Source organism: Chitinophaga oryziterrae (assembly GCF_009758125.1).
Classification (GTDB): Bacteria; Bacteroidota; Bacteroidia; order Chitinophagales; family Chitinophagaceae; genus Chitinophaga; species Chitinophaga oryziterrae.
On sequence record NZ_WRXO01000013.1, the window covers coordinates 162104 to 181345 of the forward strand.

Sequence of the window (19242 nt, forward strand, 5' to 3'; positions counted from 1 at the left end):
TGTCTTCTACAAGGCTACTGTCTGTACTACGGTTCCTGATTTATAAGCTTCTCTGCTTCTGAAACAGGAATATTAAATATTTTAGAAATAGATGCTGTGTCATATCCAAGTTCTTTCAGCCTGATCGCTGTCTGCATCTGGATTTCCGCCTTTCCTTCCGCTTTCCCTTCGGCCTTCCCTTCTGCTTTCCCTTCCTCCTTTCCTTCCGCTTTTCCTATCTTATAAAACGCATCTTCTTTTACCTTAAAAAATGTTCTTGTTGATATCATATTTTCAAATTTAAGTTTAATATTGTCATTACATAATTGCACTAAGACACGCAGTTGATTAATATGCTTCCCTTCTGTTAAATCCCCATCAGCAGTGATATTGATCCCCTGCAAAATATTTTCCAGCACTTTCTCTGTATCATCATTTCCGAAGTTAGCTAAAATTGCAAATACTTTTACTTCAGGCTTGTCTGATTGTAAGAAAAATTTATACTCAATTCCGTTCAATGGAATTATCTTATACCAGAATCTTAAATTTTTATGCTTAATAGTAGTCTTCATGGTAACAGCATCTTTCCCCATGAAAATGACATATTGTTTTACTGGTATGCTGTATTTACGATACAGCATTACTGCATATTCAGCCATGCGGTATGCCATGTTTTTATCATTCTGAGACTGCCATTCTATGTGAAGGATAAAGGTATGGTTATGCCTGTCTGTGATTTCCTTCAATACATCCGGCTTCCTTTCCTTTGTGTATTGCAGATCATCGGGAATTTCCCTGCTTGCAGAAATATCTAACTGCAGCACATCCTTCATGAAAACAGGCAATACAGATTCCATATTTTCCTTTACAATCTTATCATATTTATTAGCCTGCTTCAGGTCTATACGATCTTCTTCCATTTAATTGAATAAATGATTAATAAATATGCCGCAAACTTTTAACAGGGGAGAGAACGATAAACGGGTAACAAAAAAAAGAACAGCCCTGATGTTGATCACCAGGGCTGCTCCAATATTTTTTAAGATGCTGTTTTCGTTTAACAAATGTAAGGAAATAATAAATTTAATTACGAATTTTTTTATTGCTTCTATTTATCAAAGAAATCTTAGTTCTGCAATGTCCACTGACTACTCTCAAAATAATCAGGTACCGCCGTGCACTGTGCGAGGCCGCTTTGGTTCTCTAAGTTGAGATATGTACCCTGCCATTCATTCTTAAGACGTGTAAGGCCATTATAGCTCTCTAAAATCCAATAACTGCTGTAATAAGTATCAGGTACTGCACTGCTTTCCGCATAGCTGTAAAGATGTTCTATGTTTAAATAATGACCGGTAGATAAATTCTTAAATCTGATATGCCCATTTACCGTCTCCTGTACCCACTTGTATTGGTTTCCGGTATTGGCAGTACTGTATTTTACCTGGCCATTCTCTTCATACAGGAAAGTACTCAGCCATTTGTTTTTGATGTATACACCGCCTGATGTTGGTGGAGGATCAGTGGTACCACCATTGCTGATCGTATTGAGTAGATTTTCTGCGTTGCTTACCTGTAAATTGGCGAGGTAAGTAAACACCTGGTTCAGTTGCTGCTGAACACTGCTATTGCCGCTATACTGTTTTCTGTACTGATATAACCGGTATACTACTTCCAGTTCATGCTGTCCGTAGGTAACGCCCAGTTTCTGTTGCATCAGCGTCAGGAAGGAGTATCCGTATTCCTGGGTAGGCTCTATAATGGTACCTTCTCCGTAATCATTCCAGGTAGCAAACTGGATAATGTTTACAGAAGAATTGATCGCTTTGTCCAGCATAGTGGAGAAAGTGCCGGTGCCGTTGAACGGGATCTGCCAGGTAGGGCCGTCTGCTCCACCTGCAGCATAAAAGGAATTGAACCCGGGATATACTACGCCAATGGATAAGGGGAAACTGCCTGCCTGTGCGTAATAGTTGTCTACAACAGTTGGATGTGCCTGATAGATCCAGGGAAATTCACCGCCTGCATTGTTACTGCCTACCTGACCGGTGAATCCGTACAGCGGCAATACTTTAGGCTTGGGAGTGATCCCATTCAGGATAGCGTCCCATTCGGATGGCTGGTGGAATGTAATAGGACCGAAATTCAACACTACCGGTACACCATTCGTTGTTAAATAATTACTCTTGTTAAAGTAGTTATTCTGCATGTACACGAAATCACCATGCGCACCGGACGTATTACCGGCATCCCAGTTCCTGTCCTCATGTACGATAGAGAATTGTAAGCCTGCAGATTGCAGTTTGCTGATCAGGGCATTGGAATTACTCAGGTTGTCAGGGTAGTCGTATAATTGCCGGGTACCTGGCCAGTCGATAAATACGCCATCCGCACCGGCATATTTCATCAGCAATAACTGGTACTCTATGATATCCGGGTCGCCGGAAGCATAAGGGCCGGTCTGGGGATAATAATAAGCAGCAATCTGCCGCTTCCCGTTAGTGATAATGTCCGGGTTCCGGGTGTTCATCTTCCAGTGATAACCCCAGACACCCCTGGAAGCCGGTGTTTCGAACCAGGGCATCCAGTGAATAAAGACTTTTTTGTTGACAGTTTTGCTAACCGCATTTACCGCTACGGAGGGCAAAGCTAAAGAGGAGTCTTTTTGCTTCAATTCTGTTTTGTTACATGCAAGCAAAAAGGAGGCGTAAAAAAAGAGCCATGCTAATTTTTTCATTTGGTCATTTTGAGATGAGTAAAAGATATGGATTAAGGTTTCCGGGACCCAATGTACATATAGGATTTTATCCTTTGTAATAATATGTTGGAAATATAGAACAATTCAGATAAGTAAAATTCTATCGATTTGATAATCATTCTTTTGAGGAAAGTCTGGATATAGGCCGATTCCTGTGGAAATATTGTAATAATTTTGCCGGCAATTATGCATTATCAACTGATCATCGTCCTTCCATTGCTCGTTATCTTCATGATTGCATGCATTAAGACCAGGAAGTTAACTGTACCTGCCTCATTGCTGGCAGGATTCATTGGTTACCTTATTATAGCAGGAGCAGGTTATCCGGGCCTTATCATGCTGGGCGCCTTTTTTATCATGGGCGTATTGGCGACATCTCATAAAAAGGAGCTTAAAGCAAATGCCGGCGAGCAGCAAAGGACAGCCTCACAGGTTTTTGCCAATGGGGGGATGGCTGCTATACTGGCAACATTCGCCATGTTTCAACCTGCCTGGGCAGAAGAACTCCTTCTTATGATGGCTGCCAGTCTCGCTTCGGCCACAGCAGATACACTGTCGTCAGAACTGGGTATGGTATACGGCCGTAATTTTTATAACATACTGAGTTTTAAAAGAGAAGCGAAAGGTCTTGATGGAGTAGTGAGTCTGGAAGGTACCTTATTGGGGGCGGCAGGGACCCTGGTAATAGCCATTATTTACGGTATAGGATACGGTTTTAATAATAAATACCTGGTGATAATAGTGTTTGCCGGCGTCATGGGTAACCTGGCAGATTCTGTACTGGGGGCCACGCTGGAACGTAAACACCAAATCGGGAATGATACTGTCAACTTTTTAAATACTCTTTTTGCCGCATTACTGGCAGGCTCGCTATACTGGTAATTATAACAAAAACCCCTCCATTATAGCTGAAATTAAAAAGGTTATGACATAAATAGTCTAACTTTAGTGATGCACGTTTTTGGGCGTGCAGCTAAAAAAGACATTTATGAAAGAAGGACAATGCATTGTTGCCATTGGTGCTTCAGTTGGTGGAATGGCCCAAATAAACACCTTCTTCGATTATACCCCTCTGGACAGCGTGTCTTACATCATCATTCAACATTTATCTGCAGACTATAAGAGTATGATGTCTTCGTTGCTGGAAAAGCATAGCAAGCTGAACATTCTGGAAGCCGAAGACGGCATGCAGATAGAAATGAATAAGGTCTATCTTATTCCCAGTAAAAGCTGCATGACTATTAAAGATGGCCGGTTATTACTGACGAACAAACAAAAAGGCGTTAATCTCACTGTCAATACCTTTTTTGCTTCTCTTGCAGAAGAAGCAGGAGAAAATGCCATTGGCATCATCCTTTCAGGAACGGGTAATGATGGCACAGAAGGAGGCCGGTCTATTAAGAATGCCGGTGGCTTGGTGATTGTAAGTACACCGGAATTGTGTGCATTCGACCAGATGCCCCTGAGTGCGATTGCTGCTGGTCTGGCAGATTATGTATTATCGCCCGAACAGATGCCACTCTTGATACAACGTTATGTAAGTGAGAAAATGAGGCACACAGACCCTCATATTGAAGAGGAAGAGGAATCGATCATGAAAAAAATTATCGGGCTCATAAAAGATAAACTACCCGAAGATTTTTCAGGATATAAAAAGACCACCATATTACGCCGGATCAAAAGACGAGTGACCCTGCTGAATAGCAAAAACCTGAGCGACTACTTTGAGCTGCTGAAAAAAGATGATGCAGAATTGCAGAACCTGGTCAAGGATTTTTTAATCAGCGTGACTTCCTTTTTCCGGGATAAAGCGGCCTTCGAGATCCTGGAAGAAAGTATCATTCCTGATATGATTGATGCTAAAGGTGAGGAGGAGATCAAAGTATGGGTGGCCGGCTGTGCAACAGGAGAAGAAGCCTATTCCCTGGCAATATTGATACGGGAACAGCTGGATTCAGTTAATAAAAGGAATACAGTAAAAATATTTGCAACAGATATTGATGCGGATGCACTGAAACTGGCCGGCAAAGGATATTATAACGGAAGTATTGAGAGAGATATATCCCCGGAAAGATTAAAACGCTTTTTTACAAAGGATGAAAAGGGGTACAAGATTAAACCATCCATCCGTGAGATGCTTATTTTTGCCCACCATAACCTGGTGAAGAACCCTCCTTATTGCAACATTGATTTTATCAGTTGCCGCAACCTGCTGATCTATATGAATCACAGCCTGCAGCGGAAAATACTGAATCTGTTACATTTTGGTATGCGGTATGGGGGATATTTATTTTTAGGTCCCAGTGAAAATGTAACAGACTTCATTTCCCATCTGGAAGAAATAAATAAGAAATGGAAGATCTATAAAAATATCCAGGCAAAAAGGATCATGAGTTTTGAGGATTTTACCGCTCCTGTTGTGGAAAGTAAAATATATGTATTGCCTCAATGGAAATCCGATGAAAGAAAAAAGGTTATTACTACTGCTAATACGGATATGAATCTCCTGATTGAAATGGGATATGTGGGATTATTGATTAATGAAGACAATCAGGTGACAAGTGTCTTTGGAGATAGTACCCGTTTCCTGCATCAGAAGATGTTTAATCATGATCTGCCGGACCTTTTGTCAAAACCATTGCAGGTGGCATTTATAGCGGCTAGTATAGAAGCTGATAAAACGAATAGGTTAGTAGTTGTAAAAGGAATTGAGGTAGCAGGTATAGATTCGTCCGTTTCCTTGTCAGTAAAACCTTTGGCGCTTGATAACACAAGGCTGGTGCTGTTTCTGGAAGATAATAATGAGGCGTTCTCATTTGACGAAAGTTTTTTTAAGGATAAGTATACGGTGAATATTGAGGAAGAACTGCGCATCACCAGGGAGAGCCTTGTTTCTGCCCACGAACTGCTGAATGCTTCAAATGAGAATATGCAGTCGTTCAATGAAGAACTGCTTTCCGCCAATGAAGAAATGCAGAGTACCAATGAAGAGATGCAATCTGTGAATGAAGAATTGCAGACTATTAACGCAGAATATCAGTCCAAGATAAAAGAACTGTCTAATCTGAACGATGATCTCAATAACTATTTCCGCAGTAATGTAAACGGGCAGATTTTCGTGAATAAGGAATTAATGCTGATGAAGTTCTCACCCGCAGCAGAAGTACATATCAACCTGCTTGAAATAGATATCGGAAGGCCTTTAAGTGATATATCCACCAATATCCGTTTTGAAACAATTGAAAAAGATATTAAGGACGTACTGGCAGACGGGTGTGTGATTACCCGCGAGATACAGGCAATTAACGGGAAATGGTTCCAGGTGATGACGATGCCTTATCTGCGTAAAGGTAACAATGAAACAGACGGCGCTATTATCACCTTTAATGATATTTCTGAATTAAAAAAGATACAGCAGGAACTATCACGTAGCAATAAAGTGTTACAGGCCATCAATACAGATCTGGATAATTTTGTATTTACTTCTTCTCATGATCTGTTAAGCCCGATGAATAATATTGAGCAGATCATTTATTTCATCAATGAGAAGAATACGATCTTTGATGTTGAAACAAAAGGTTATGTAGATATGCTGTCAACAGCGGTTGAAAAATTCCGGGGAGTTATTAAAGAGATGGCAGCGATAGGAAAGATAGAAAGTGAAATGCTGAAGCTGGAGGCGATCGATGTAGATGAAATTATAGGCGAGATCCTGGCAAGTATTCAATGGAAAATTGAGTCTGAACATGCTGATATAAAAACATCCCTGGATGTTAAACACATTCTTTTCTCTAAAAAGAATTGCAGGAGCATGATTTATAATCTGATTAATAATGCTCTCAAATTTAAATCCCCTCTCAGGTATCCTGAAATCCTTATTAGTACCAAAGACCTGCCGGATTATATCCTTTTATCTGTAAAGGATAATGGCATCGGTATCAGCAAAGGTAAGATAAAAAGTATCTTTAAGATGTATGAACAACTGAATAGCGGAGCGGAAGGGCAGGGGTTGGGATTGTTCCTGATCAATAAGATTATAGATGCGTCCGGGGGAAAGGTAGAGGTAGAGAGTAAGCTGAATGTAGGGACAGAATTCAAGTTATACATAAAGAAAGAACAAAGCCCGGATATTGATCCTCCAGGCCTTATTGATATTATTTAAAGATAGGGAGGATGCAGTAGATGTTATGAACGGATCAATATCCTGATCTCATAACGTATCATAAATGTTAGTAGTTTCAAGGGAGAATATATCAGGAAATAAATAGTATTAATTATTTCGTATAAGCGTGAATTATTGAGTATTGTGTTTGTTGAAATTAACCGCTAAATTGAATCGCGTTAAGACCCATACCACTATCCATTTAACCCATGACCCGAATATGAAGCTGTTTCTTACTATCCCTTTGCTGTTATGCTATACTATTTGTTATGCCCGTCAGGCAGGTTTCATTACCCCGGATACGATTTGTGTAAATACACCCGTTACTGTGAATAACACTTCTGTAGCGGGATCTAAATTTTACTGGAGCTTTTGTGGCAGCAATAATTTTTCCTTACCGCAGGCAACGAATTTAGGCCTGATGGGAAATGTGTTCAGCATTCCTGTTTTCTCCGAGACGGTAAAGGATGGCAATAACTACTATACTTTTGTCATCAATAATGGTAACGGTGGACTGGTACGCCTTTCTTACGGTAATAGTCTGCTGAATACGCCGGTAGTACAGGATTTTGGCAGTTTTGGCGGTGTCATACGTGGTACAGCAGAAGGGATACAGGTAGTGAAAGATGCTGTGGGATGGAGAGTGATCATAGTTGGAGGGAATGATCCTGATCCTGCTAATGTTTATATCGTAAAAGTGGATTTTGGTAATTCACTGGATAATATGTCACCGGTAGCCGTGAACTGGGGGAATTTAGGGATGCTGAGTTATCCTACCGATCTCTATATTTTCAGGGAGAATAATGCGTATTATGGATTTACGGTGAATGCGCAATCCAATACGATCACGCGTTTTTCATTTGGTACTGATTTTAATAATCCACCTGCGGCTACGAATCTGGGTAACCTGGGAAGTTTAGACTGGCCTACGGGCGTGTATGCGATTAAGATAGATGGTGAATGGCATGTGTTTGTCTGTAATACGAATTCAAATACGATCACACGGTTTGATTTCGGCGCTTCTCTGTTGAATGTGCCTGTCGCCGTGAACTTAGGTAATCCGGATAATAAGCTCAATCATCCCAGGGACCTGATGATCATCAATGACTGTGGTAATCTCATTGGTTTAATGGCCAACGGAGATGGGGATGATATCCTCAGACTGGCTTTTGACGGGAATGCTATTACAGGTGCTATCTCGGCTACTTCTTATGGCAACATTGGTAATCTTAATTATCCGCATAGTCTTTCTTCTTTGATCAGGGAAGGGGATGACCTGTATACAATCGTGACAAATGCGTTTAACGGTACGATTACCAGGATAAAATTTTCGGGGTGTACCAATGGCAGTATCCCTTCTTCGGTGTTACAGCAACCGCCTGCATTTACTTATACTACACCGGGGACATACAATGTTAAAATGATGATGGACGAAGGGCTGGGCACGCAGGAGTCGGTTTGCCGGGATATTGTGGTAATGCCGCCTTTAACAGCAGACCTGGGCCCTGATATTAAAGTCTGTGACGGCGCTACCGTGACCCTGGATGCGGGTGTGGACGATACGCGGTATCTATGGTCTGATAATAGTACGGCGCAACAGTTAGTGGTGAATACTTCAGGCCATTATCAGGTGACAAAATCCAATGGGGGGTGTACGGCCGTGGATGATGTGAATGTGACTATCAGTTCATCCATGCAGCTTAGTGCTATCAATGCCGCCTATGCCTGTGGCGACCTGACGGGTAAGTTGTCCGCTGTTATAACAGGTGGGACAGGGCCTTATGAATATTTTCTGAATACCGTGGATATGGGTACTACGCCAACTTTTGATCAGTTGACACCAGGTACCTATACCATTGATGTAACAGATGCGGCAGGGTGCAGGGCGACTGCCCGGGCGGATATTGATCTGGACGCGGTAGTACCTGTCAGCGGCAGTGTTTCTTCTGTTCCTCCTTCCTGTGACGGGAAAGAGGATGGGACGATCACTTTATCTATACTGCAGGGGGCCGCGCCGCTTGAATACGCGATAAAAGGGCAGCCATTTCAGCCCGATCCTGTATTCTCTGGCATACAATCCGGGACGTACACCTTATATGCCCGTAATGCGGCTTGTATTGATAGTTTTGAGGTAACATTACCGGCGCCGGTCGTGACGTTAAATACCAGAGGTACAGATGCTACCTGCGATCTTGCAGATGGACGACTGGATATGGATGTCAGCGGAGGAACTCCGCCGTATACATTCTACAGTAATGGCACATTGGTTTCAGCTTCGCTCAATAATTTATCCCCTGGTGATTATCTGATAACGGCTGTGGACAGTAAAGGATGCAGCAGTCCCTCTAATCTGACGACGATTAATAATATCACTATACCAAGGATATTAATTCTGAATAAAGATATGAACATCAATATCGGGCAAACGGTACAACTGCAGGCTATTAACGGTGTGGATTATGAATGGACACCTGCGGAGGGCTTATCCTGTACCAATTGTGCTGCGCCGGTGGCACAACCGCTGGAGACAACTACTTATATAGTGAAAACGATCACGGGAAAAAACTGTATTGCTGCTGATACCGTTCGCATTGCGCTTTCTCATTCTCAGTATTTATATATCCCCAGTGCTTTTACGCCCAATCATGATGGTATGAATGATTATTTCAAAGTAAAATCCTTTGGGATAGGCCGGTTCCGGATGAGTATTTATAACCGCTGGGGAGTATTGATTTATAGCAGTAATAATCCTGAGAATGGCTGGGACGGCAGTTTTAAAAATAAATTGCAATCTTCGGGTACTTATGTGTACATGATTGAATATGCGTATTATGGGCAGGATGATCAACCATTACTTCAGAAGGGTGTGCTGACGTTAGTGAATTAGTTACAACCCCGGAGCGAATCCCCGGGGTTGTAATATTTATGCTAGTATTTCCAGCAATTTAGAACCTATCGGAACACCCATACCCGTGCAGGCATCCCATCCTTTTCCTGCTTTATATCCTTTGTTACCTGTTACGGTAATATTATCTCCCTGTATAATATCCCTGCATACGTCTGCGGATGCATATAACTTCGTATGGATAAAGCCGGCCGGACGTTTCAGTTTCTCATTGATCAACGCAATTAAACCCGCCATTAGTGGTGCTACGGCACTTGTACCGCCAATCACCAGGCTTTGTCCATCCACCAGCACATCATAACCCGTAGCAGGATCAGCCACGGCAGCTATATCCGGTACGCCACGTCCAGCCTTTTTGGTATGCAGTGAAACCGGTACTTTGCTGGCAGACTGATAATCCGGTAATGGAAATACATCGCTGACGCCGCCACCGGTAGCGCTGCTATCGTTTTCATGCCATACCACTTCTTCTGTGATCTCGTTGGCCGCATTCACATTTAAACGTGTGCCGCCGCAAGCCACCACATAAGGACTGGAAGCCGGGAAATCCACATGTACCTGGCCGTCATTTACTCCATCGTTGGAGCCGCTGTCGCCCGCTGCTGCACAAATCGTTACGCCCAGTGCTGCCGCCTCCTGGAATACCCCGTTATAGGCCTGCAGGGACTGTTCCGTCCAGTTGGACTCTGCCGATCCCCAGCTGATGGAAATGACGGATGGTTTGTAATGGGTATCATGTACGGCCTGGGTAATGGCATTCAGAAATCCGCTATCCGTATTAGGTGCAAAGTATACCGCTATAGTGGCGCCATGTGCCACGGCCCCTGCTACTTCTATATCCAGCAGAACTTCTCCGTCGGCGCTATCCGGAGTGCTGGGACTATTATGCGCACCATCCACAGAAATGGCCTTTACTTTTGGTTTGGTGAGCTTTAATGATTTGAAATATTTGGTGATATCGGCTGTCTTATATCCACCGCCTAATTCAATAATGGCGATACACTGACCTTTGCCTGTCACATCAGCAGGATAATCATAAATACGCGCCAGCTGATCAGCGGTAAAAGACGTGCTTACCTGCCGGGCATATGCTATCTGTCCGCTGTTCCTGATCTTGAATTTAGGTGTGGCTATCTGTCTGTTATCCAGTCCGAATACACCTTCTATAATATTGTCCAGCTCCAGGGGCACCTGCAGTTCTCCGCTACGTGCCCGGAAGATGCAACCTTCTTTATCTTTGTATTTGGACACAGCAGTACGGAAGGCGTTTTCCATTTGTGACAAGGTGCCTTGTACTTTTACAGTTCTGGTGTTGGCATCTACTTTTACGAGGGTCAATTCACAATGATCTGCAAACTCGGTTACTTTTTCGATGTCTTCTTCCGAAGCACCGTATTCTTTCTGAAATTCTTCCCGCGACAGGTTTTTAAAACCTTTATCAGTTAATGGATCGGGCAAAGGTTTTTTGGGTTTGATACGGATGGTGACAGTGATTTGCTCGTTCCTGGTAGTGTCGTCGGCTGGCATAGCCTGTGGCGCAGACTTAAAACTGCCTTTCAGCGCCACATACTGGTTAAACTGGGATTCCATGGATATGTTTTTTTAGTGGTTATATGAAGTAAACGTCTTGGATACTCATCTTGTTGCGCACCCTTAAATCACTCAATAAGCGTGCTAAATCCTGCTTTTTGCAGGAAATGCATATATTTGATTTTTGAAAGTATGGAAATCGCCTCAATCGAAGATTTTTACCGGGATACAGCTTCGCTGATCCCCGAATCTCTTAACAAAGAGATCGGGCATTTTAACGTGTTTAAAATAGCCGATCTTTTCGCTTCCAAAGACGTGGCCATGCCCTATAATCGCAGGGCCTACTATAAAATCAGCCTGATCAACGGCAGAAATAAGGCCGAATATGCAGATAAAGTGATTGATATTGAGAAGAATGCGCTGCTGTTCGCCACGCCTAAAATACCTTATTATTATAGTCCCCTGGACGATGATCAATCCGGCTACTTCTGCATTTTCACCGATTCCTTTTTAGCTAAGAGTAACAGTGGTACTAACCTGGAAGAGTTACCTATTTACCAGCCGGGTGGTTTCCCTATATTTCAGCTAACGGACGAGTCCTACGCTGACATCAATCACATCTTTGAGAAGATGTTCAAGGAGCTTTCTTCTGACTATGTATACAAATATGACCTGCTGCGCAATTACCTGCAGGAGCTGATCCATTACGGACAAAAACTACAGCCGGTTTCGGCTTTATATCCCACGCATAATGCGTCTGCACGTGTCTCTTCACTGTTTATCGAACTGTTGGAGCGGCAGTTTCCGATAGATTCTCCCCGGCAGAAGCTGCAGTTGCGTACAGCCGGTGATTATGCTGATCAGCTGGCGGTGCATGTGAATCATCTGAATAAAGTATTAAAGGAAAATACAGGTAAAACCACAACGGAGATCATCAGCAGCAGGGTGGTACAGGAAGCAAAGATCCTGTTAAGGCAAACCGACTGGAGTATTTCTGAGATTGCCTATTGCCTTGATTTTGAACAGGTGGCGCATTTCTCTACCTTCTTTAAGAAACAGACCTCTATGACTCCACTGGGCTTCCGCAGCTTAAAGTAATTCTTCCCTGGTAAGGTAATAGTGTATGTTCTGTAACTGGTGAACGTGTACAAGCGGCCGTCCATAGGGGATCAGTTCTGCGGTCAGCAGCTGAAAGGAATATCCGTCATCCCGGAGATACAGGCTGTCTTTGTGGGTGTACTTATAGGAAAACACGTTCTCATCTTCTCCATAATCCTTATCACCTCTTACATATCCAAAACCAATTAAATGATCGGCATCCAGTGCGATGGGGTTCACTTTATCCAGCGGTAGCTTGTTTTTGGGTAAAGAGGTACAGTAGATAAAGCCGTCCATGATGCCTTCTACTCTAAAGCTAGTTTCTATTAAGTACAGATTGTAGTACCATACAAGGTTACCTATGCGTACATCAGCTTCCTCTATCATAAGACCTATTTTAATTCTGTTGCAATTATACTGGTAATATTTGAATTTTGAAGATGATTGATTGAATGTCGAAAACAAGTTACTCCTGTTGCGTGTTAACTTTGTAACATCAAAAACATAGAAACATGAGTAAAATTGCATTAGTCACCGGAGCCAACAGAGGTTTAGGTAAAAACATAGCATTAAGTCTTGCAAAAGATGGGGTAGACATCATTGTAGTGAATCGTAGTAAAGCTACTGATATCGTAGATGAAATCAAAGCATTGGGCCGGAAAGCGGTAGCTGTTCCGCTGGATATTGCTGATACAAGTAGTTTTGATACTTTTTATAAAGAGGTAGCAGCGCAGTTAACATCTGAATGGGGGAGACAACAGTTCGATTACCTCGTAAATAATGCGGGTATTGATGCACATTCTTTATTTCATGAAACAAGGGAAGAGGCATTTGACAGCCTGATGAATGTACATTTCAAAGGCGTGTATTTCCTTACACAGAAAGCTTTGCCTTTTATTGCGGATGGAGGTCGTATTGTGAATCTTTCCACCGGATTAACACGTTTTGCTACACCTGGGTATGCTGCTTATGCATCTATGAAGGGCGCTATTGAAGTGCTGACAAAATACCTGGCGAAAGAATTAGGTAGCAGAGGTATTACGGTGAATGCAGTAGCGCCGGGCATTACGCATACAGACTTTACGAAAGCAGCATTTGCGCATAACCCTCAGCTGGAGACGTTTATGAGTAACAGTACAGCGTTGGGTCGTGTAGGGTTACCGGAAGATATTGGCGGGATCGTAAGATTTTTGTGCAGTGAGGAAGCGCGTTGGATTACGGCGCAGCGCATAGAAGCGTCCGGAGGGCTGTTTTTGTAGTCTTACCTGTGTATTTAGTCACTTCACCATAATGGAATATCTGCCCTGTGCGGATATTCCTTATTTTTATTGCATGAAGTATTTAGTTCTACTTTTATTTTGTAGTCTTCGTTTATCCGCACAGGATTTCTCTGCTGTAGATAAATATCTGGAGGACCATATTGCAGAATATGACGATAATGTAGTTGTACTGGTATCTCAGCATGGACGATTGATTTATGAAAAGGAAATCAATTTACGTGCGGATGACAAGAGAGTCATCGCTTCTGCTTCGAAGTGGTTATCAGGAGCGGTTATCATGTCTCTGGTCGATGACAGGAAACTGGCTTTAACGGATACAGTGGGAAAGTTCCTCCCTATCTTCACTAAATATCACAAAGGGAATATCACTATAAGGCAGCTGTTTTCCCATACTTCAGGCTTTCCTGGCAATTCCCCGGAGCGATATGAATACAGCAAGGAATTGAGCCTGGCAGATGCCGTAGATTCGATTGCTGTGCATACGAAGATGATCAATCCTCCGGGAGTAGCCTTTAACTATGGCAGTGTAAGTATGCAGATAGCAGGGAGGATAGCGGAAGTTGTTTCCGGTAAATCGTGGCAGGCGCTTTTTAACGAGAAGATTGCCCGTCCTTGTGATTTAACCGCTAACTATTTACTGATGAATTTAAGGAACCCGTTATTAGCAGGAGGGGTACGAACTTCTGCCAATGATTACCTTCATTTTTTAGAGATGATCGTCAATAAGGGAGTATATGATCATAAAAGGGTATTAAGTGAGAAGGCGCTTGCAGAGATGCTGAAAGACCAGACAGCCGGCGCTGTTTTTCAGGATACGCCTTATCCGCTTAATCCTGCATCCCCTACGCCTAAAGATACCGTGAGATATGGGATAGGGAACTGGATTGATGTGCATACTGCGTCAGGGGAGATATGGGAGACCAGCAGTCCGGGTGCTTTTGGGACACATCCCTGGCAGGATGAGAAGAACGGGATTGCGGGAATCATATTTACACGCAGCAATATCAGGAAAAGTAATGCATCAAGTGTGCATGTGAGGGCGATGATCAGGGATATCGTTGCTTCCCATTGATAATCAATTTAAATCAGTTGATACTTAATTAAATATTTACCTTTCCTCCCATCAGTCATCTGCGTTGATTACCCTGCAAATTGCATATTCCCAAAAATACCAACTAGTTTGTATTTTTTGAGTGCTCCATGTCCTTTATCTTGAGCATAAAATTCCCTAACAATCAGGCGAACTACTAACACCCCGCATAATGACCGCAAAGCTATATTCAGCCCTCACTATTCTTACATTTATTATATGCAGTTGTAATAAAAACACAGATCAACTACCTCCACCTGACGCTCCTCCGGCAGAACTGGTATTATCTGCCAGATTAAACGGTCTGGCTGTGGTAGACTTCATCTTTCATCAAACCAGGACCCAATCCCACGATACGGTTTGGCTCTCCCTACGTAACACTTCGGGCGCGGCCATCCCCCGAATGAAATATCTGGTTGAACTCTGTAATGCCGTACCGCAAAGCTATACAACCTGCAATCTGCAACTGGTGGATACCTTACGGAACACGCTGCAACCAGATGCTACTCTTGAAAAAGTATATACCTGGATAGATAAAAATATTAACCTCGATAGTATGCTTATCAATACCGGGATTATTTCCTGTACAGGAGTGGCGCCTCACCCCGTAGCGGGTGTTTATCAATCTACCTATGCCGTATTTGAGACAGAGGGTAATAACACTGCTTATTATGGTAGTGTCAGGGCATATATTTTTGCTGATGGGGCTACCACATTCCGGCTACAAGGACAGAATGAGGACTCCTACAACGCCACCGGGCAATTCATTCAGGTCCTTGCTTTTGATGGGTTGTTGAAAAAAGGGAAGGACATACTTTCTCCTTTCCACCTGGACACAGTAGCTGATAATCAATTGTTAGATACCAGCAATGGTAAGCTAATACTTCGACTGCATCTGACTACTCCTATCTCAGATACGATCCATTCCCTTCTCTTCATTACACAACGTATTTAAAGATCATACATGAAATCATACCTGTTATACCCTGTTCTTTTCTTAGTCATGTCTGCTGGAAAAGTATTCTCCCAGGAAAAAGACATACAAATCACCCAAACGAAAAAATTTACGGTTTATCATGCGAACGATGGAGGCAATATAGTATTGAACCTGAAAGCAACCTACTATAGTAAAGGAGATACATTTAAAGTCTTTAAAGATGACCAACCTGTGTTTGGATTATCATCTCCGCTTAACCTGCGCGAATTCCGTGATAGCATAACAAACTTACTCAATGATATTGCCTCTACCAACGAGTTTTTTTCAGAATATTCACTTAATGAGATTTTTCTCTGGCTGTATTTATTCCGGGTGGACGATAAAGAACCTAATATCGGTTTCCTGAACCTGGGTACATTTACCAACCACGATGAAAATAATTCCTCTGCCCGGGTTTTCCTGCTGGATAGCATGAAAAATATCATCAATCATCAAAGAGCTGTCTTCTCCAATAACAAAATGGCAGTTGTAAGTATGCTCAATCAATATAAAAGTAAAATCGGGGACTCCAATAAAGAATCGTCAGATAAAGCACAGATAAACAATTATTTAAAAAGGTTTCATGACGACCCGTTTCCCCAATTGGACTCCGCTGCTTTAGCCGCAATTGGCAATAGAAATAAAAAGGCATCTCCGGAAAATGATCTGCTGAAAGTTAATGCCGTAGCGTACGAAGCCGCAAGGAAAAACCTATCCGGAGCCAACGAGGCGTTGAGGGCAATGAATATCTTCCCCATCGAAAAGGTGAGTATCCAGTTCGAGCGGGGATATATTGAACGTATACAAGCCTGGGTGAGGAATAAAACCGGTGGTACAGACATCTATGAAAATACCTATGCTATTGGGTTCTCATCCATTAATAATTTGAAAGCTTTCCAGCGGACAAAACTCTTTATGAGGAAATCATCTAAAATTGGGTTCAATAGCTGCATTTTTCTGAGTGATGTAATTGGTAATTACGATAACCTGCTCGACCTATACACCCGTGATTACAGCCCGGCAGATACAGTAATCAACTTCGCCTACCCCGAAGAAATGCCCCTTATATCTTTAAAAAAAGAAAGAAATATCCGTTTATTTGACGGTAAAATCTTCACAGACCTTGGTGGGATAGACCAGGAATCTCCCAATGGACTTGTACAGGTTGAAATATGCAGAAGATTTAACCTCAATACCTACCGGTGGCAGGCAGGGAAGCGCCAGGATGTAGGCGCTTTTTCTTATCTGAACGTGTACGGTGCACTTTCTAAGATCGAAGACAAGAAAAAAGTATTACCTCTCCATAATCAGAATACAGTCATCAACAATACGTTAGTTTCGCCATCTTATACCACTAACCTGGACCTGAGACGATACGAGAACTTCTCTATGGGAGTTGACCTGAATGCTCTTCTCTATGACTACCCGGATATGAAATTCACCGCTTACCTCGACTTTGGTATCAGATATGGGCATGTAGTGTTAGGCGACACTATCCGAAATATCGCAGGCGGTATCGTAGCTCCCGGGAAAGACACTTCTTTCTCCGGCCACACCGTTACTTTAATGCTTCCGAAGGTCTCAATTGAAATCTTCCAGGAAAGAAGGGTAGGTCTTGTCATGAGTTATAGTTATAACCATACCTACGCCTTTACAAACAATCAGTTCAAACAGATCATGAGCTATAAAAAATCGGATCTGAATAATATTGTTACAGAAAGAGCTGCACGAAACTCTCATCAGTTAGAATTGCTACTGCGTGTGGAAACCTCAGAAAAGAATAACGGGCAAATATTCTTCCGGAGTAGATTTTTCTGGCAACAGGGAGACGCCAATACCTTCTTCTCGCAGATTCAGGTAGGATATGCCTATAATATTATTTACCGAAATAACTAGTCATGAAACATATCATACTCTTTATATTTCTGATCACTTTCTTCGGAACCTCAGGCCATGGGCAAAACTGGACTCCGTGTAAAGGAGAAGGGCCTGTGCTTAAAAAAGCAATGTACTATAAAGATTCAGTAATAATGCTTTATAAAACAATGCTTAAGGATACAACTACCTATGATACATTCCATCTTGAAAGAAAACTATACCTTACAGTAACACGAACCTATCATAGAAATGGTTTGGTCACTATTGATACGACCATATCAGCAGGTTTAAATTACATGAGCAAAAATACGGTTTCTATCTGGGACACCATCACCTTTAAACTACCCAAACCTGGTTCTCCCAAAGACTCAGTAAGAATCCTTAATAGTCTTCCCATTGATAACCGAACAAGTTCATCTATAACTGATAGCTCTCATGTCACACATAGAGGCACCAGCGATACCGTGCCTTTAACCCGCAAAGCGTTAAGGACGCTTTATGAAAACGGTTACTATGCAACAGCCCGTCCACCTGCATTTTACGCTGCGCTGAGTTTCATACCGTCCATGGCATATAGAATGATACTGGTAAACGATCCTCAGTTCAACAAAAATGATCTCCTGGAAAAAAGAAAATTGCAAGAGAAACCTATTTTCGAATTTGCAGCATCCTTGGCTGCGGGTATATTCATAAAGAAAAAGCATACACTGTATGCAGAATATCTGTACATAAGGGAAGGCTTCAAGGCCAATCAATCTGCTGTCGATTGGGCCTCAGGTTTGCCCCAGACAACCACTGGTAAAAACACCTATACTTTTTATTCACATGGTATTGGAGTAGGCTATATATGTGGCGGTTATCTCAGATCTAATTTCATTACAGACATCGGTGTATATCTGACCTGGCGAAATACGTACCAGCAAAATCACACCAAAGATTTGTATGATGAAGCTCTCCGGGACCATGCCTGTATTGCAAAAATCGGTATAGGATACAACATCCGTCTGGGAACTACTCTTTCACTAAAGATCTTACCTGTTATATATTATAACCTGTCCCCTGTGAACAGCGAAACGCTGAAAACCCGTTTATACAATATCGGTTTGTCAACAGGGATCAGTTTTCACAATGTGAAAAATAAAATACGCTATAAGTAAAATAAATTATTGTCGGAGGTGTATTTACAAAAGCTTAATTGAATTCAACAGACAAGAAGGCTCCTGCCAAGCGGCAGGAGCCTTATGTACCAGACAACTGATACTTATAATTGAATATCAACCTTTACGCCTTCCGGTTTATTAGGTGCTTTCAGCAATAATGTATGAGAGTCATTATCCCACTTACTATCTTCTATGTTTGTGTGAGCGGGTGCTTTGGGTAATTTCACCCTCATCACGTTATTGGTATTCAGCGGCCCTCTGGCAGTGAATTTGAAATGCCCTGCTATGGATTGGATATTTGTGTGGATATTACGGTTAAAGCTTACCACTATTTCAGGTCATAGTGTACCACAATTAAAGACTTGTAGTAGCTGATGTAATTTAACTGTTTTTATTCTTCCGTAAGGATTCTCCTTTCAGCTCTATTTT

The 19242-nt window shown here is 42.2% G+C and carries 14 protein-coding genes; 9 read left to right on the forward strand and 5 right to left on the reverse strand.

Translation table 11 applies throughout. The features are described from left to right. Positions 1-26 precede the first annotated feature (26 nt). Together GO495_RS30230 and GO495_RS30235 are read right to left on the reverse strand one after the other, a co-directional pair. Positions 27-899, reverse strand: coding sequence for an RpnC/YadD family protein (locus GO495_RS30230; RefSeq protein ID WP_157303690.1), 873 nt, complete (start codon positions 897-899; stop codon positions 27-29). A gap of 206 nt (positions 900-1105) precedes the next feature. Next, a complete protein-coding gene (locus GO495_RS30235; RefSeq protein ID WP_157303691.1) occupies positions 1106-2713 on the reverse strand; it encodes a glycoside hydrolase family 99 protein in 1608 nt (535 codons plus the stop codon). A gap of 207 nt (positions 2714-2920) precedes the next feature. On the opposite strand from GO495_RS30235, the gene GO495_RS30240 reads away from it, so the two are divergent. The 3 genes from GO495_RS30240 (at position 2921) to GO495_RS30250 (ending at position 9783) form a co-directional block, all read left to right on the forward strand. After that, positions 2921-3616: a DUF92 domain-containing protein gene (locus GO495_RS30240; RefSeq protein ID WP_157303692.1), complete on the forward strand. Its 696-nt coding sequence runs from the start codon at positions 2921-2923 to the stop codon at positions 3614-3616. 106 nt (positions 3617-3722) lie between these two features. Then, on the forward strand, positions 3723-6896 hold the full coding sequence (locus tag GO495_RS30245) for a CheR family methyltransferase (protein ID WP_157303693.1): 3174 nt from the start codon (positions 3723-3725) through the stop codon (positions 6894-6896). Positions 6897-7116: 220 nt separating this feature from the next. Continuing rightward, entirely contained in the window at positions 7117-9783 is a 2667-nt protein-coding gene (locus tag GO495_RS30250; protein WP_157303694.1) for a T9SS type B sorting domain-containing protein, read from the forward strand. 36 nt (positions 9784-9819) lie between these two features. On the opposite strand, the gene GO495_RS30255 is transcribed toward GO495_RS30250, so the two are convergent. Next, positions 9820-11391: a S53 family peptidase gene (locus tag GO495_RS30255; RefSeq protein WP_157303695.1), complete on the reverse strand. Its 1572-nt coding sequence runs from the start codon at positions 11389-11391 to the stop codon at positions 9820-9822. A gap of 132 nt (positions 11392-11523) precedes the next feature. Between GO495_RS30255 and GO495_RS30260 the strand changes: the two genes are divergently transcribed. Then, entirely contained in the window at positions 11524-12429 is a 906-nt protein-coding gene (locus GO495_RS30260) for a helix-turn-helix domain-containing protein (RefSeq protein WP_157303696.1), read from the forward strand. On the opposite strand, the gene GO495_RS30265 is transcribed toward GO495_RS30260, so the two are convergent. Then, positions 12421-12816, reverse strand: coding sequence for a hypothetical protein (locus GO495_RS30265; RefSeq protein WP_157303697.1), 396 nt, complete (start codon positions 12814-12816; stop codon positions 12421-12423). The two genes, GO495_RS30260 and GO495_RS30265, sit on opposite strands and share 9 nt — an antisense overlap. 125 nt (positions 12817-12941) lie before the next feature. On the opposite strand from GO495_RS30265, the gene GO495_RS30270 reads away from it, so the two are divergent. From GO495_RS30270 to GO495_RS30290, 5 genes are all read left to right on the forward strand, one after another. After that, positions 12942-13688 (forward strand): SDR family NAD(P)-dependent oxidoreductase, encoded by a 747-nt coding sequence (locus GO495_RS30270; protein ID WP_157303698.1) that lies wholly within the window; start codon positions 12942-12944, stop codon positions 13686-13688. A 73-nt stretch (positions 13689-13761) separates the two neighbouring features. Next, a complete protein-coding gene (locus tag GO495_RS30275; protein WP_157303699.1) occupies positions 13762-14781 on the forward strand; it encodes a serine hydrolase domain-containing protein in 1020 nt (339 codons plus the stop codon). Between the two features lie 190 nt (positions 14782-14971). Then, a complete protein-coding gene (locus tag GO495_RS30280; RefSeq protein WP_157303700.1) occupies positions 14972-15754 on the forward strand; it encodes a hypothetical protein in 783 nt (260 codons plus the stop codon). A gap of 9 nt (positions 15755-15763) precedes the next feature. Continuing rightward, positions 15764-17671 (forward strand): hypothetical protein, encoded by a 1908-nt coding sequence (locus GO495_RS30285; protein WP_157303701.1) that lies wholly within the window; start codon positions 15764-15766, stop codon positions 17669-17671. A 2-nt stretch (positions 17672-17673) separates the two neighbouring features. After that, on the forward strand, positions 17674-18810 hold the full coding sequence (locus tag GO495_RS30290) for a hypothetical protein (RefSeq protein WP_157303702.1): 1137 nt from the start codon (positions 17674-17676) through the stop codon (positions 18808-18810). 104 nt (positions 18811-18914) lie between these two features. Here GO495_RS30290 and GO495_RS30295 read toward each other — a convergent pair whose 3' ends face one another. Beyond that, on the reverse strand, positions 18915-19142 hold the full coding sequence (locus GO495_RS30295; protein ID WP_157303703.1) for a hypothetical protein: 228 nt from the start codon (positions 19140-19142) through the stop codon (positions 18915-18917). Positions 19143-19242: the final 100 nt, after the last annotated feature.